This window comes from Deltaproteobacteria bacterium, assembly GCA_035063765.1.
Lineage (GTDB): Bacteria > Myxococcota_A > UBA9160 > UBA9160 > PR03 > CAADGG01.
Genome location: JAPSFT010000019.1, coordinates 1 through 14,314, shown reverse-complemented (window position 1 = coordinate 14,314; position 14,314 = coordinate 1). Strand labels below are relative to the sequence as shown.

Genomic DNA, 14,314 nt, shown 5'->3' with positions numbered 1-14,314 from the left:
GAGCGGACCCGCCCGCGACCGGACCCGTCAGGGCCCGGGCACGGGCCTCGGCGCGGCCCCGTCCGCGGGCGTCGCGACGAGGAGCGCCGGCGCGCGCCCGAAGCGCGCCGCGAAGCCCGCGCGCAGCGCCTCGGCCACCGCCCCGGCCCGGGCTGGGTCCACGAGATGGAGCGTGCAGCCCCCGAAGCCGGCCCCGGTGAGGCGCGAGCCGAAGCAGCCCGGGGCCGCATCGGCGATCTCGCAGAGGGCGTCGAGCTCGGGGACGCTCACCTCGAAGTCGTCGCGCAGGCTCGCGTGGCCCTCGCGGAGCAGCGCGCCGGCCCGGGCGAGGTCGGAGGCCGCGAGCGCCGCGCAGAAGGCCTCGACCCGGGCGTTCTCGCCGAGCACGTGACGGGCGCGGCGCGCGTACACGGGGTCGAGTCGCGAGGCGAGCGCCGGCAGGCGCTCGGCGGGGACGTCGCGCCAGGTGCGCGCGCCCGCCGCCGCGAGGCCCCGCTCGCGCGCCTGCGCGAGCGCCCGCTCGCACTCCTCGCGCCGGCGCGCGTAGCCGCCCGCGGCGAGCCGCCGGCGCACCCCGGAGTCGGCGACGAGCAGCCGGACGCGCGCGCCGGGCAGCGGCACGAGGCGCGTCGTGAGGTCGCGGCAGTCGATGCGCAGCGCGTGGTCGCGGCGGCCGAGGGCGCTCGCCATCTGGTCCATGCGCCCGCACGGGACGCCGGCGAAGCCGGTCTCGGCGCGCCAGGCGAGCTGCGCGCGCGTGGCGGCGTCGAGCCCGAGGCCGGCCGCCGCGTCGAGGAGCGTCGCGAGCGCCACCTCGAGCGCCGCGGAGCTCGAGAGCCCGGACTCGCGCGGCAGATCGCTCGCGAGGGCGACGTCGAGCCCCGGGACCGGGAGCCCGGCCTCGCGGAAGGCAGCGGCCACGGCGGCGACGTAGCGCAGCCAGCCCTCCGGCAGCGGCTGCGCCGGGTCGATCTCGCCGCTCGCGGCGAGCGCCGCGCTGTGGACGCGCAGGCGGCCGTCGTCGCGCGGGGCGGCCACCGCGGCGACGCCCCGGTCGATCGCGCAGGGCAACACCAGGCCGGCGTTGTAGTCGGTGTGCTCGCCGATCAGGTTGACCCGGCCGGGCGCGAGGACCGCCCAGGCCGGAGCGCGCCCGAAGATCCGGCGCAGGGCGCCGGCAGCGTCGCGCACGAGGGCCTCGCTCACGCGCGCAACCTACCGGATTGCCTGCGCGGAGACCGGGGTCTACGCTGCTCCTTCCGCAGGGGATCGATCGAATAGCCCGGGCACCCGCGCCGTCAGCAGGCCACCGACATGACGCTCTCCCGCAGCCTCTCCGCGCCGGCCTCCGCCGCCGCGCTCGCGCTGGCGATCGGCCTCGTGCCGCTCCCGGCCCGCGCCGGCGACCCGTTCCTGCGTCGCACCGCCGCCGTGGAGGCGGCGCAGAAGGTGGGGCCCGCGGTCGTGAGCGTGCTCACCGAGACCGACGTCCAGCGCCGCAGCCCCTTCGAGAACTTCCGCGGCGACCCCCTCTTCGAGCGCTTCTTCCGCGACTTCTTCGACCCGGGCCAGCCGCGCACCGCCCAGAGCCTCGGCTCGGGCGTGCTGATCGACGCCGAGGGGCACGTGCTGACCAACGAGCACGTGGTGGGGCGCGCCTCCCGCATCAAGGTGAGCCTCCAGGACGGCCGCGAGCTCGACGCGACCCTGATCGGCGCCGACCCGAACAACGACCTGGCGGTGCTGGCGGTCGAGACCGACGAGAAGCTCCCCTGGGTGGCTCCCGGGAGCTCGGCCGATCTGCTGGTGGGCGAGCCCGTGATCGCGATCGGCAACCCCTTCGGCCTCTCGCAGACGGTGACGACCGGGGTGATCTCGGCCCTCGACCGCTCGCTGCGCGCCTCCGAGGACCGCGCCTTCTACGGCTTCCTCCAGACCGACGCCTCGATCAACCCCGGCAACTCGGGCGGCCCGCTGCTCAACGCCGAGGGCAGCCTGATCGGGATCAACACGGCGATCTACCAGGGCGCCGAGGGGATCGGCTTCGCGATCCCGATCGACACGGCGCGCCGGGTGGTGGACGAGCTGCTGCGCCACGGCGAGGTGGCGCCCGTCTGGCTCGGGGTGGAGCTCCAGGACCTGGATCCGCGGCTCCACGAGGTGCTCGAGCTCCCGCGCGGCACGAAGGGCGCCCTGGTGTCGGGCGTGGCCGAGGGATCGCCCGCGGCGCGCGCCGGGCTCCGGCGCGGGGACCTGATCCTGAAGGCCGCCGGCCACCCCGTCCCGACGGCGCGCGACGTCTACGGGATCGTCGAGCGCGCCACCCCGGGCGAGGAGCTCGTGCTCGAGATCCGCCGCGACGGCGCGAAGCGCGAGATCGTCGCGAGCGCCGAGCGGGTCTCCGACTCCACGGCGACCGCGCTGGCCGAGCGCCTGCTCGGGCTCGCGCTCGCGCCGGCGCCGAAGGGCGGCTTCCAGGTGAAGCGCGTGCGCCCCCAGAGCGGCGCCGCGCGCATCGGCTTCCAGCCCGGCGACCTGGTGGTCGCCATCAACGGCCGTCCGCTCGAGGACGGCGAGGCGTTCCAGCGCACGGTCCTGGACCTCCAGGGTCGTACGCGCGCGCTCGTCGTGGTCCAGCGTGGAGGCGGCCGATACCATGTGACCGTGCCGCTGTCCTGACCGGACCGGCCGATCCCGCATCCAGAAGGATCCGTGAAGATGACTGCTCGTCGCGTGCTCGTGGGCCTCGCCGCCGTGGCGGTCGTGGCCGTCGCCCTCCTGCTCTCCGGCGCGCTCGACGTCGAGCTGCGCTGGGGGGGCAACACGGCCCATGCCATCGACCTGTTCGGCAGCAAGGAGAAGGAGAAGCCCGCCGCGCCCGAGGCCGGAGCGCCCTTCTGGCACGAGTCGAAGGAGGCGAAGCCGCTCGCCGAGATCCCGGCGGCCTCCTCGTTCGCGGAGCTCGCCGAGAAGGTCTCGCCCGCGGTCGTCAACATCCGGACCCAGAAGACCGTGACCGGCCCCGGCGGCGAGCAGCGCATCCCGCCCGGACTCGAGCCCTTCTTCGGCGGCGAGAACCCCTTCGAGGAGTTCTTCGGCGGGCGCCGCGAGTTCCAGGTGCCGAGCCTCGGCTCGGGCTTCGTGATCTCGAGCGACGGCTACATCGTCACCAACAACCACGTCGTCGAGGACGTGGACGAGATCGAGGTGGCCTTTGCCGACGGCACGACCCTGCCGGCCGAGGTGGTGGGGCGCGACGCCGCCACGGACATCGCCCTCCTGCACGTGAAGAGCGACAAGCCGCTGACGGCGCTCCCGCTCGGCGACTCGAGCGCGATGCGTCCCGGCGACTGGGTGATCGCGATCGGGAACCCCTTCGGGCTCGAGCACACCGTGACGGCCGGGATCGTCTCGGCGCTGCACCGGCGCAACATCGGCGCCGGCCGCTACGACGACTTCATCCAGACCGACGCCGCCATCAACCCCGGCAACTCGGGCGGCCCGCTGATCGACCTGCGCGGCGAGGTGGTGGGCATCAACACCGCGATCAACCCGCGCGCCAACACGATCGGCTTCGCGGTGCCGATCAACATGGCCAAGGAGATCCTGCCGGCGCTGCGCACCGCGGGCTTCGTGACCCGCGGCTGGCTCGGCGTCGTGATCCAGCGCATCACGCCGGAGCTCCAGGAGGCGATGGGCCTCGAGAGCAGCGAGGGCGCGCTGGTCTCGCGCGTCGACCCGAAGGGCCCCGCCCAGGCCGCCGGCATCGAGCGCGGCGACGTGATCCTGCGCTTCGACGGCCAGCCGGTCGCCACGATGGAGGATCTGCCGCGGCTCGTGGCCGCCGCCTCGCCGGGGACGACCGCCAAGCTGGTGGTCCTGCGCGGGGGCGAGGAGAAGACCCTCGAGGTCGAGCTCGGCAAGCTCGACGAGGGCCAGCAGGTGGCAGCGGCCGAGGGCGGCTCGGGCGGGGAGAAGGGCCCGGAGGCCTTCGGCATGCGCGTCCAGCCGCTCACCCCGGAGCTCGCCGAGCAGCTCTCGGTCGACGAGTCCGAGGGGGTGGTGGTGAGCGCCGTCGAGCCGGGCAGCGCGGCCGACGAGGCCGGCCTGCGCCGCGGCGACGTGATCCTCGAGGTGGACCAGCAGCCCGTGGCCGGGATCGCCGCCTTCGAGAAGGCGACCCAGGGCCGCGACAAGGCGCTGCTGCTCGTGCGCCGCGCGGACGCCACGATCTTCGTCGCGGTGAAGAAGAAGACCGGCTAGGAGCGCGCGAGGGCCCTGCCCTCGCGCGGCTCGGCCCCGCGGGTGCGGGGTTGTCGGGGCTGGGCTCGTGCTTAGCGTTGGCGGCCTATGCAAGCCGACAAGCTCACCGTCAAGAGTCAGGAAGCCCTCTCGCAGGCCCAGTCGCTCGCCGGACAGCGCGGCCACGGGGTGATCGAGCCCGTGCACCTGCTGCGGGCGCTCGTGGACCAGGCCGAGGGCACGACGGGACCGATCCTCCAGAAGATCGGGGCGCCGCCCGAGGCGCTGCGCGCCAAGCTCGACGCGGAGCTCGGGCGCCTCCCGAAGGTCTCGGGCGCGGCGGCCCAGGCGCGCATGTCGGAGGCCTTCGGCAAGGCCCTCGACGCGGCCTTCCGCGAGGCCGAGCAGCTCCAGGACGAGTACGTCTCGACCGAGCACCTGCTGCTCGCGCTCGCGGCGAACGAGCGCGACCCGGCCGGCCGCCTGCTGCGCGAGGCGGGGGCCAGCCGCGATGCGCTCCTCGCCGCGCTCCAGTCCGTGCGCGGGGGCGCGCGCGTGACGGACCCGGATCCCGAGTCGAAGTACCAGGCGCTCGCCAAGTACGGACGCGACCTCACGGACCTCGCCCGCAGCGGGAAGCTCGACCCCGTGGTGGGCCGCGACGACGAGATCCGCCGCGTGATCCAGGTGCTCTCGCGGCGCACCAAGAACAACCCGGTCCTGATCGGCGAGCCCGGCGTCGGCAAGACCGCGATCGTCGAGGGCCTGGCCCAGCGCGTCGTGGCCGGCGACGTGCCCGAGTCGCTGCGCGAGCGGCGGGTGGTGGCGCTCGACATCGGGGCCATGATCGCCGGCAGCAAGTACCGGGGCGAGTTCGAGGACCGGCTCAAGGCCGTGCTGCGCGAGGTCGGCGAGGCGCAGGGCCAGGTGATCCTCTTCATCGACGAGCTCCACACGATCGTGGGCGCCGGCGCCGCCGAGGGCGCGGCCGACGCCGCCAACATGCTGAAGCCCGCGCTCGCGCGCGGCGAGCTGCGCTGCGTCGGCGCCACCACGCTCGACGAGTACCGCAAGCACGTCGAGAAGGACGCCGCCCTCGAGCGGCGCTTCCAGCCGGTGCTCGTGCCGGAGCCCAGCGTCGAGGACACGATCTCGATCCTGCGCGGGCTCAAGGAGCGCTACGAGGTCCACCACGGGGTGCGCATCCAGGACGCGGCGCTGGTGGCCGCGGCGACCCTCTCGCACCGCTACATCGCCGACCGCTTCCTGCCCGACAAGGCGATCGACCTCGTGGACGAGGCGGCCGCGCGCGTGCGCGTGCAGGTGGACTCGATGCCCGAGGAGCTCGACGGCATGCAGCGCGAGCTCGTGCGCCTCGAGGTCGAGCGCGAGGCGCTCAAGAAGGAGAGCGACGCGGCGAGCCGCGAGCGGCTGGCGCGCGTGGAGAAGGAGGTGGCGGAGCTGCGCGAGGGCTTCGGCGCGCAGAAGGCGCGCTGGGAGGCCGAGAAGGCCGAGGTCGGCGCGGTGCGCGACCTCAAGCAGCGCCACCAGGATCTCACGGCCGAGCTCGAGCGCGTGCAGCGCCAGGGCAACCTCGAGCGGGCGGCCACGATCCGCTACGGCGAGCTGCCGCAGGTCGAGAAGGAGCTCGCCGCGGGCCAGGAGCGCCTCGACGCGTCGCTCGTGCGCGAGGAGGTGACGGCCGAGGACATCGCCGAGCTGGTCTCGAAGTGGACCGGGATCCCCGTCGCCAAGATGATGGAGGGCGAGCAGCAGAAGCTCCTGCACATGGAGGAGCAGCTCCGGCTGCGGGTGGTCGGCCAGGACGAGGCGCTGCGCGCGGTGTCGAACGCCGTGCGCCGCGCGCGCGCCGGGCTCCAGGACCCGAACCGCCCGATCGGCTCCTTCATCTTCCTGGGCCCCACCGGCGTCGGCAAGACCGAGACCGCCCGCGCGCTCGCCGGGTTCCTGTTCGATGACGAGCACGCGATGGTGCGCATCGACATGAGCGAGTTCATGGAGAAGCACTCGGTGTCGCGCCTGATCGGCGCGCCGCCCGGCTACGTCGGCTACGAGGAGGGCGGCTACCTGACCGAGGCCGTGCGGCGGCGCCCGTACTCGGTGGTGCTCTTCGACGAGATCGAGAAGGCCCACCCGGACGTCTTCAACTCGCTGCTCCAGATCCTCGACGACGGGCGGCTCACCGACGGCCAGGGGCGCACCGTGGACTTCAAGAACACGGTCCTGATCATGACCTCCAACATTGGGAGCCAGGTCATCGTCGAGCTCGGCGAGAGCGAGCGCGAGGAGATGGTGCGGCGGGTCGAGGAGGCCCTGCGCGCGCACTTCAAGCCCGAGTTCCTGAACCGCGTCGACGAGACGATCATCTTCCGCCAGCTCGGGCGCGCCGAGATCGGGCGGATCGTCGAGATCCAGCTCGCGCGCGTGCGCAAGCTCCTCGCCGAGCGCCGCCTCGAGCTCGAGTTCACGCCCGAGGCCATGCGGCTCCTCGCCGAGAAGGGCTACGACCCCCACTACGGCGCGCGCCCGCTCAAGCGCGTGATCCAGCGCATGGTCCAGGACCCGCTCGCGCTGAAGATCCTCGAGGGCGAGTTCCCCGAAGGCTCGAAGGTGCAGGTCGACGCCCGCCTCTCGGGCGACGCGCTGGAGTTCCGCAAGGCGGCGTAGGCCTTTGGCCTACGCCGCCGCGCAGCGAGCCGCAGGCGAGCGAAGTCGATCAGGCTGGGGCGTAGGCCTTTGGCCTACGCCGCCGCGCAGCGAGCCGCAGGCGAGCGAAGTCGATCAGGCTGGGGGCGTAGGCCTTTGGCCTACGCCGCCGCGCAGCGAGCCGCAGGCGAGCGAAGTCGATCAGGCTGGGGGCGTAGGCCCTTGGCCTACGCCGCCGCGCAGCGAGCCGCAGGCGAGCGAAGTCGATCAGGACGCCCCCGCGCACCCGCGGCGAGCGCGCCCGAAGGGAAATGGTTTTCCTTCGCCGATGAACGTCCCTTCCCATTTTCGGCCCGGCCCCGGACCGATCCCTTGGATCCATTCCGGTTTTTTCCTTTCGTTGATCGGCATGAAGCTTGCTCACGAAGGCGGACAGGACTCCACTGGCCGAAGGGGAAGCCATGCTCCGCCACGTGCTCACCGCCGCCACCGCCGCCCTCCTGACGCCCGCCGTCGCGGGGGCCCTGACCTTCGCGCCGGCCATCACCTTCGACGTGGTCGGGGGGGACGCGGGGGTCCAGGTCAACAGCCTGGGAACCGGCGTCGACACCGGAGACGTCCGGACCTGGACCCTCAGCGGCCCGGTCAGCATCGAGGGGGTCAGCCTCGACAGCTGGAGCGCGCAGCTCAAGGAAGACCCCTTCGTCACCAACAACATCGTGGTGACGAACACCACCGCCTTCACGCAGACCTTCGTCGCGACGGTCCTGCTGCCGATCCCGGCCTATGCCTACGACCAGGTGATCAGCTCGTCGGTCGGGGTCACGACCACCGACAGCAACGGCAACGGCGTCCTCTCGTTCGCGAAGAACGGCGCGACGCCGATCTACCAGGGCACCGTGAACGGCGTCACGGTGCTGAGCCTGGATCCGCCGGGGCTGCCCCTCACCACCGCGGATTGCCCGGTCGCCTTCCCGGGATGCACGGCGACGAGCGCCACGGGAGTGGCCTCGCTCTTCGTGCCGGCGGGCACGGCCACGAGCATCGGCATCACCCTCACCTTCGACCTCAGCCCCGGTGACTCGGCCGGCATCACGAGCCGCTTCGAGATCGTCCCCGAGGCCGGAACCGCCGCCCTGATCGGCCTCGGCCTCCTCGGGCTCTCGACGAGGCGCCGCCGGGTCTAGAACCCATCTCATCGACCCGCTCCCGTCGGCCCCAGGCACGCGCAGGCTGGACCGGGCGCGCGAGAGCGTGGGAGCCCGCGTCCGGGTCGTCTCCGCGCTGCGGGACGAAGCGGACGTGGCCTTGCTGCGCGGTGACGTCCGGGATCCCGACGAGGGCTGGTAGCGCGCGCCGGGTGGGCGGCGGCGCTCCCGGGCGGTCGCCGGCACGCGGCGCCGCTCGCAGGAGGAAGCGCGGGCGGGCCCGCGCCCTCGCTACGGGCGGACCGGCGTCTGGTACTCGATCCCGACGCGCCCCAGGCGCAGCTTGAACTCCTTCAGCACCGAGTCCGCGAGCAGGTTCTCGAGGTCCTGCGGCGACGCGTCGGCCAGGTTCACCCCGTGCCACTCCGGGGTCGGGAGCTGGCTCGCGTCGATCCCCACGGTTCCCAGCTTCGCGCGCACGCGATCGCGCTCGGCCGCGAGGCTTCCGTCGCGGAAGCGGTCGGCGAAGGTCGCGAGCATGTAGTAGGTCATCTCCTTCTGGAGCTTCTCGACCTCGCTCTTCTTCTCGGGGTGCTCGCGGATCAGCGACCCGATGCGGTTCTCGCCGAAGCCCACGTGGCGCCGCTCGTCGGCGATCGTGCCGCTGAGGGTGCGCGCGAACTTCGGATTGCCGAGCTGCATGCCGGCGTGGAGCATCTCGAAGACCGTGAAGGCCATGCCCTCGAGCACGATGTTCTGGCCGACCACGCCCGCGACGAAGTCCCGCTTGTCCACCTTCTCGAGGAGCGTCTCGGCGAACCTGACGAGGTTCGGGTTGGCCTCGCGCCGCACCACGTCGTCGAGCTCGCCCTTCTTCACGCCGAGGTCGAAGAGCCGCTGGGAGAAGATCTCGACGTGGCGCGCCTCGTCGAGGGTCTGGGTGGCCAGGAAGGTCTTGCTGGCGTGGTCAGGCGCGCAGTTGACGAGCCCCGACGAGGCGGCGAGCGCGCAGCGCTCGCCCGCCACGAGCTGCACGGTCAGCGAGATCGCCCGCTCGCGGAGCCATTCGTCCTCGAGCACGAGCTCCGGCTCCTTCTCGCCGGGTGCGTGTCCGTACTCGGTGCCCTGCAGGTAGCCCTGCGGGCACGATTCGAGCCAGCGCTGGATCGAGTAGCCCGAGAGAAAGTCCGTCATCTCCGATCCTCCCTGCCGGAGTCCGGCCGGTCGCGGGGCGCCCGGGGAGCATAGCCGCGCGGCCCGCCCCGGCGCGATCGGCGGCGGCCGCGGGCCCCAGCGCCTAGAAGGGCTTCGCCACCGCGAGGAAGACCACGAGCGGGACCACGAACAGGATGATCGGCTCGGTGATCCGGAAGAAGAGCCAGTGCAGGTCCATGAAGCGCTCGTAGCGCGCGCGGTCGCCGGTGGCGCGGATCGCGGCCTTGTTGCCGCCGAGGTGCGAGAGGTAGATGTCGACGGCCTCCATCGGCACGAAGACGAGCACGCCGAGCGCCAGCTTCGCCGTGGCCCAGCTCGGGCGGCCGAGGTCGATGCCCCCGAGCCAGAGCAGCGCGATCGCCGTCACCACGAGCACGGGGAAGGCGACGTGCTCGAGCACGACGCCGCGGTCGAAGCGCTCCATCAACCGGTCGCGCTCGGCGCGCGCGGCCGCGTCGCCGGGGTGGCGTTGCACGCGCCGGAAGGCGGGCTTCAGGTAGTAGGCCCAGGCGACGGCCGTGCTGCCGGCCCAGATCATCGCCGCGAACACGTGGAGCGCCTTGATCCAGCCGTAGTACGGGGCGAGCAGCACGCGGAGCTCGTCGAACATGGGCCGCGATCATATGCCGGGCGAAGCCCGGGTACGAGGGCACGCGCGAGTCGGGCGACCCTGGAGGCCCGTTCACGGCAGCCAGCAGTTGCCGAGGGCCGGAAGGCCGGCGAAGCGGCTCGCGAGGAAGGCGAGAGCGAGCGGCTGGCCCTCGACCATCCCGAGCACGTGCTCGGCGACCACGAGCGGCGTCCACGTCACGTTGGCGCCCTGGTCGCACCAGTCCCGCCGCAGGTCGGCGGCCTGGCCGAAGGGAACCATCTCGTCGAGCACGGCGTGGAACTGGAAGACGGGCACGGCCGGCGCGCTCGAGCCGAGGCGGTTCTCGTCGAGCCGCGCCTGCCAGGCGGGCGCCGCGAGGGGATCCGTGTGGGTGAAGTCGCTGCGGCTCGCAAAGAGGGTGGAGAAGAGGTCGCCGACGCCGTCGAAGGATGCCAGGCAGGTGTTGCTGGCCTCCGCCACGAGCGCCTCGCCGTCCGCGTCGAGATAGTCCTCGAGGTCGAGCTCGGGGTAGGCGGCGTCGAGGCCGAGCGCCGCGAGCAGCTCGAGCGCGACGAAGGGGCCGCCGTCGACGAACTCGGCGGTGGCGAGGAGATCGCCCGGGACGCCGCCGGCCACGACGGCCTTCAGGTTCAGCTCGGGCGCGTAGCCCGGCGCCAGCTCGCCCGCCCAGCCGGCCGCGCCTCCGCCCTGCGAGTAGCCCATCAGCGCGACGGGGGTCGAGGCGCCGAGCCCCGAGCCCGCGAGGCGCTGCGCGGCGCGCGCCATGTCGAGCACCGCGCGGCCCTCGGACTGCCCGACCACGTAGGTGTGCATGCCCGGCGTGCCGAGCCCCTCGTAGTCGCTGATCGCCACCGCCCAGCCGCGGTCGAGGAGGGCCTGGATGAAGAGCCCCTCGTAGTCCGTGCCGGTCGAGAGCGTCTTCGACGGCGCGCAGGCATCCCCGACGCCGCGCGTGCCGACCGCGTAGCTGATGAGCGGCCGCTGGCCCGGGCCGGACCAGGGCGCCGTCGGCACGAGGACGGTGCCCGAGACCGCGTTCGCCTCGCCGAGCGCCGATTCGGAGAGGTAGAGCACCTGCCGGGACCAGACGCCGGGGACGGGGGTGCCCGCGACCGGATCGAGGGTATAGACGCTGGCGCGGCTGCGGATCACGTCGCCGGGCTGTCCCGCCGGAAGGGGAGCGGGCGGGGTGTAGAACGAGTTGTTCCCCGACTGCGGGCAGGCGCAGAAGAGCAGGATCGCGAGGGGGAGGTGGACGCGCAGGCGCATGAGGTCTCTCCGCGCAGGCTCCGGGGAGCTGCTTTCGGGCCACCTTGCAGGAATTTTCCGACAGGTGTCAAGAAGAATCTCGCCGGGGGGCGCCCGGGGCACGGCTGGGTGAGCATGGGCGGATGAGGCCGTTGGGATCACGACCGCGCGGCCGCCCGCGGGCCGAGCCCTCGGAGGTCCAGCGCCGCCGCATCCTCGACGCGGCGCGCGCGGGGTTCGCCGAGGTGGGCTACGACGCCGCGACCGTGGCCGACATCGCCGTGCGCGCGCGGGTGGCGCGGCCGGTCGTCTACGAGACCGTCGGCGACAAGGCGGCCCTCCTCGCGGCCGTGGCCGACGAGCTCGCGGCGGAGCTCGTGAGCGCGATCGACCAGCGCTTCGGTGCCGGCTCCGCGGCGCCCGAGCGCACGCTCGTCGATCTCGTCCACGAGGACGTCGCGTGGTTCATGGACCGGGTCCGCTCCGATCCGGCGCTGGTGGCCCTGTTCCGCACCGCGGGCCGCTTCGGCCGCCGCGCCAACGCGCCGGCCGACCGCGCCCGCCGCCGCATCGAGGATCGCCTCACCGAGCTCCACCATGCGCGCGCGCGGGCGCTCGGGATCGAGGCCGGCGAGGGCGCCCGGCTCCTCGCGGTCGTGCTGCTCGCGCTCATGGAGGCCGCCGCCTTCCGCGCGGCCGACGAGCCCGCCTGGCCCGCCGCCGAGGCCGCGAACGTCGTCGCCGAGTTCGTCACCGGAGGCTATCTGCGCGTCACCGGTGAGGGGCGCGGCGCCCTCCAGGCCTTCGCGCGCCGGGCCGGCACGGGGCGGGGCGGCGGGAGCCGCGCGGGCGAGGGGTGAGCGGGCTCGGGGGACCACGCCCCCGCGAGCCGCGCGCTCCGATCCCCCCGCCTGCGCTCAGCGCGGCGGCGGGCCGAGGCCGGCGGCGTCGCGGGCGGCGTCGAGCACGGGCCGCGCGAGCGCGCGGGCGCGGCGGGCACCGTCGGCGAGGACCTCCTCGACGGCGCCGGGCTTCGCGGCCCACGCGGCGCGCCGCTCGCGGTAGGGGGCGAAGTGCGCGAGCAGGCGCGCGAGCAGGTCCTTCTTGACCTCGCCGTAGCCGAGGCCCCCGGCCTTCGCGCGCGCGAAGAGCTCGTCGCGCTCGGGCGCGCCCGCGAAGAGCGACCAGAGCTGGAAGAGCGCCGTGGCGGTGTCCTTCGGCGCCTCGACCGGCGTCGAGTCGGTGACGATCGCCATCACCGCCTTCTTCAGCTCCTTCTCGGGCGCGAACATCCGGATCGTGTTGCCGTAGGATTTGCTCATCTTGCGCCCGTCGACGCCCGGCACCACCGCCACCTCCTCGAGGATGTGCGGCTCCGGAAGCTTGAAGACCTCGCGCCCGTAGGCGTGGTTGAAGGCGCCCGCGATGTCGCGGGTCATCTCGAGGTGCTGCTTCTGGTCCTGTCCGACCGGGACGAGGTCGGGGTTGTAGATCAGGATGTCGGCCGCCATCAGGACCGGGTAGGCGAAGAGGCCGTGGTTCACGGTGAGGCCCGCCGCGATCTTGTCCTTGTAGGAGTGGGCGCGCTCGAGCAGGCCCATCGGCGTCACCGTCGTGAGGATCCAGGCCAGCTCGGTGACCTCGGGCAGGTCCGACTGGCGGTAGAGGATCGCGCGCGCCGGGTCGAGGCCGATCGCGAGGTAGTCGAGGGTCAGCTCGCGGGTGTAGCGGCGCCGCTCGTCCGCGTCGCGGATCGAGGTCATCGAGTGGTAGTCGGCGAGGAAGTAGATCGCCTCGCCGCGGCCCTGGAGCGCCACGTGCTGGCGCATGGCGCCGAAGTAGTTGCCGAGGTGCGGCTCGCCCGAGGGCTGGATGCCGGAGAGGATGCGCATCAGTCGCCGACCGGTGTCAGCCAGTGCTCGAAGGCGGGATCGAGGCCGGCGAAGATGCGCTCGAGCCGCGCCTGGAGGCGCTTCGACACGGGGCCCGGCGCGCCGCCCGGCACCGGCCGGCCGTCCACCGACGCCACCGGCCAGACGCCCACCGACGACGAGGCCAGGAACACCTCGGGCGCCTCGTAGAGCACCTCGGGAGCCAGCGACTCCTCGTGCACGGCCAGGCCCTCGTGCTTCGCGAGCTCGATGACACTCATCCGGGTCACACCGGCCAGCACCGCGTCGAGGGTCGGCGTGCGCAGGGCGCCCGCGCCGTCCACCAGGAAGACGTTCGCGGTCGGCGCCTCGGCGAGGAGCCCGTGCTCGTCGAGCAGCACCACCTCGTCGTAGCCCTCCCGGCGCGCCGCCCACTTGGCCATCATCGGGCCCAGGTAGTTGGCGCTGGCCTTCGCGTGGGTGGGCAGGTGCGCCTCGACCCGGCGGCGCACGCGCTCGATCTTCAGCGCGAGGGTCGGCGTCATCGGGCGCGGCGCGGCCTTGCGCAGCACGATGTCCCGGGCGCCGTGGTAGACCGCGATCGCCACCGACACGTGCTCGTCCATCGGCACCACGTCCACCTCGACCGAGGGCAGGTAGGCGCAGATCTTGAACGCGTTGGCGCCCGGGTTCGCGCGGGCCGCCGCGAGCGAGGCCGCGCGCAGCTCCTCGACCCCGTAGGCGAGCGGCAGCCCCACGATCGCGACCGAGCGCAGGAAGCGCTCGAGGTGCTCGTCGAGCCGGAAGATCGCCGCCCCGCGCGCCGTCGCGTGGACGCTCGTGTAGTCGAAGACCAGCGAGCCGCGCTGGAGGCTGTGGGAGAGCACGTGGACGCTCGCCTCGCCCCAGGGCACGAGGCGGCCGTCGATCCAAATCCGTCGATCGGGCTGCGGCATGGGACCGGGAAGGTAACGGCTCGCCGAGCCCGGCCACCGGCACGCCCGGCTCGTGCTCCCGGCGCGCCCGCACCCACCGCCCGGCCGCATCGCGCCCACGCCCGCCTCTCACGCCCGCGTCGCACCCGCGTCACCCCGCGTCGCGCCCGGCGCCGCGCCGGCTCCCGCCGCTCCGCTCCCCGCACGTGCCCCCGGAAGCCCGCGCCGCCGATGGCGGCCCCTGGGGCACCCGGCTACCTTGCCGCCCTCCCCGCCCCGCCGCCCCCGCGGCGACCTCAGCCGACGTAGCTCAGCTGGTAGAGCAGCTGATTCGTAATCAGCAGGTCACCGGTTCGAATCCGGTCGTCGGCTCCA

11 protein-coding genes and 1 tRNA gene are annotated in these 14,314 nt (G+C 73.6%); 6 read left to right on the top strand and 6 right to left on the bottom strand.

The genetic code is table 11. From position 1 onward, the window contains the following. Positions 1–27 precede the first annotated feature (27 nt). On the bottom strand, positions 28–1,206 hold the full coding sequence (gene galK / locus OZ948_14385; GenBank protein MEB2345914.1) for a galactokinase: 1,179 nt from the start codon (positions 1,204–1,206) through the stop codon (positions 28–30). A gap of 108 nt (positions 1,207–1,314) precedes the next feature. Between galK and OZ948_14380 the strand changes: the two genes are divergently transcribed. The 4 genes from OZ948_14380 to OZ948_14365 all read left to right on the top strand — a co-directional run bounded on the left by OZ948_14380 (position 1,315) and on the right by OZ948_14365 (position 8,096). Further along, the gene (locus OZ948_14380; GenBank protein ID MEB2345913.1) at positions 1,315–2,679 is read left to right on the top strand and encodes a trypsin-like peptidase domain-containing protein; all 1,365 of its coding nucleotides are present in this window, start codon (positions 1,315–1,317) and stop codon (positions 2,677–2,679) included. Positions 2,680–2,718: 39 nt separating this feature from the next. After that, a complete protein-coding gene (locus OZ948_14375) occupies positions 2,719–4,263 on the top strand; it encodes a DegQ family serine endoprotease (GenBank protein ID MEB2345912.1) in 1,545 nt (514 codons plus the stop codon). 87 nt (positions 4,264–4,350) lie between these two features. Next, positions 4,351–6,930, top strand: a complete 2,580-nt coding sequence (clpB, locus tag OZ948_14370) for an ATP-dependent chaperone ClpB (GenBank protein MEB2345911.1) — start codon at positions 4,351–4,353, stop codon at positions 6,928–6,930. 440 nt (positions 6,931–7,370) lie between these two features. Further along, complete coding sequence (locus OZ948_14365; protein ID MEB2345910.1) at positions 7,371–8,096, top strand: PEP-CTERM sorting domain-containing protein; 726 nt, start codon at positions 7,371–7,373, stop codon at positions 8,094–8,096. 252 nt (positions 8,097–8,348) lie between these two features. Here OZ948_14365 and OZ948_14360 read toward each other — a convergent pair whose 3' ends face one another. From OZ948_14360 to OZ948_14350, 3 genes are all read right to left on the bottom strand, one after another. Beyond that, the gene (locus OZ948_14360) at positions 8,349–9,251 is read right to left on the bottom strand and encodes a ferritin-like domain-containing protein (GenBank protein ID MEB2345909.1); all 903 of its coding nucleotides are present in this window, start codon (positions 9,249–9,251) and stop codon (positions 8,349–8,351) included. Between the two features lie 103 nt (positions 9,252–9,354). Next, complete coding sequence (locus OZ948_14355; GenBank protein ID MEB2345908.1) at positions 9,355–9,882, bottom strand: hypothetical protein; 528 nt, start codon at positions 9,880–9,882, stop codon at positions 9,355–9,357. 72 nt (positions 9,883–9,954) lie between these two features. Beyond that, complete coding sequence (locus tag OZ948_14350) at positions 9,955–11,154, bottom strand: triacylglycerol lipase (protein ID MEB2345907.1); 1,200 nt, start codon at positions 11,152–11,154, stop codon at positions 9,955–9,957. A gap of 122 nt (positions 11,155–11,276) precedes the next feature. Between OZ948_14350 and OZ948_14345 the strand changes: the two genes are divergently transcribed. Beyond that, complete coding sequence (locus OZ948_14345) at positions 11,277–11,993, top strand: helix-turn-helix domain containing protein (GenBank protein ID MEB2345906.1); 717 nt, start codon at positions 11,277–11,279, stop codon at positions 11,991–11,993. A 57-nt stretch (positions 11,994–12,050) separates the two neighbouring features. On the opposite strand, the gene trpS is transcribed toward OZ948_14345, so the two are convergent. Both trpS and OZ948_14335 read right to left on the bottom strand, forming a co-directional pair. Beyond that, positions 12,051–13,025 (bottom strand): tryptophan--tRNA ligase, encoded by a 975-nt coding sequence (gene trpS, locus OZ948_14340; GenBank protein MEB2345905.1) that lies wholly within the window; start codon positions 13,023–13,025, stop codon positions 12,051–12,053. After that, a complete protein-coding gene (locus OZ948_14335) occupies positions 13,025–13,960 on the bottom strand; it encodes an aminotransferase class IV (GenBank protein MEB2345904.1) in 936 nt (311 codons plus the stop codon). The genes trpS and OZ948_14335 overlap by 1 nt, the downstream gene beginning before the upstream one ends. A 278-nt stretch (positions 13,961–14,238) precedes the next feature. Between OZ948_14335 and OZ948_14330 the strand changes: the two genes are divergently transcribed. After that, positions 14,239–14,314 (top strand) — tRNA-Thr (locus OZ948_14330).

Bases quoted from the DNA above. Each gene is read 5' to 3' on its own strand.
- OZ948_14380 (MEB2345913.1), top strand. From the start codon at position 1,315: ATGACGCTCTCCCGCAGCCTCTCCGCGCCGGCCTCCGCCGCCGCGCTC.
- OZ948_14375 (MEB2345912.1), top strand. From the start codon at position 2,719: ATGACTGCTCGTCGCGTGCTCGTGGGCCTCGCCGCCGTGGCGGTCGTG.
- clpB (MEB2345911.1), top strand. From the start codon at position 4,351: ATGCAAGCCGACAAGCTCACCGTCAAGAGTCAGGAAGCCCTCTCGCAG.
- OZ948_14365 (MEB2345910.1), top strand. From the start codon at position 7,371: ATGCTCCGCCACGTGCTCACCGCCGCCACCGCCGCCCTCCTGACGCCC.
- OZ948_14360 (MEB2345909.1), bottom strand. From the start codon at position 9,251: ATGACGGACTTTCTCTCGGGCTACTCGATCCAGCGCTGGCTCGAATCG.
- OZ948_14355 (MEB2345908.1), bottom strand. From the start codon at position 9,882: ATGTTCGACGAGCTCCGCGTGCTGCTCGCCCCGTACTACGGCTGGATC.
- OZ948_14350 (MEB2345907.1), bottom strand. From the start codon at position 11,154: ATGCGCCTGCGCGTCCACCTCCCCCTCGCGATCCTGCTCTTCTGCGCC.
- OZ948_14345 (MEB2345906.1), top strand. From the start codon at position 11,277: ATGAGGCCGTTGGGATCACGACCGCGCGGCCGCCCGCGGGCCGAGCCC.
- trpS (MEB2345905.1), bottom strand. From the start codon at position 13,025: ATGCGCATCCTCTCCGGCATCCAGCCCTCGGGCGAGCCGCACCTCGGC.
- OZ948_14335 (MEB2345904.1), bottom strand. From the start codon at position 13,960: ATGCCGCAGCCCGATCGACGGATTTGGATCGACGGCCGCCTCGTGCCC.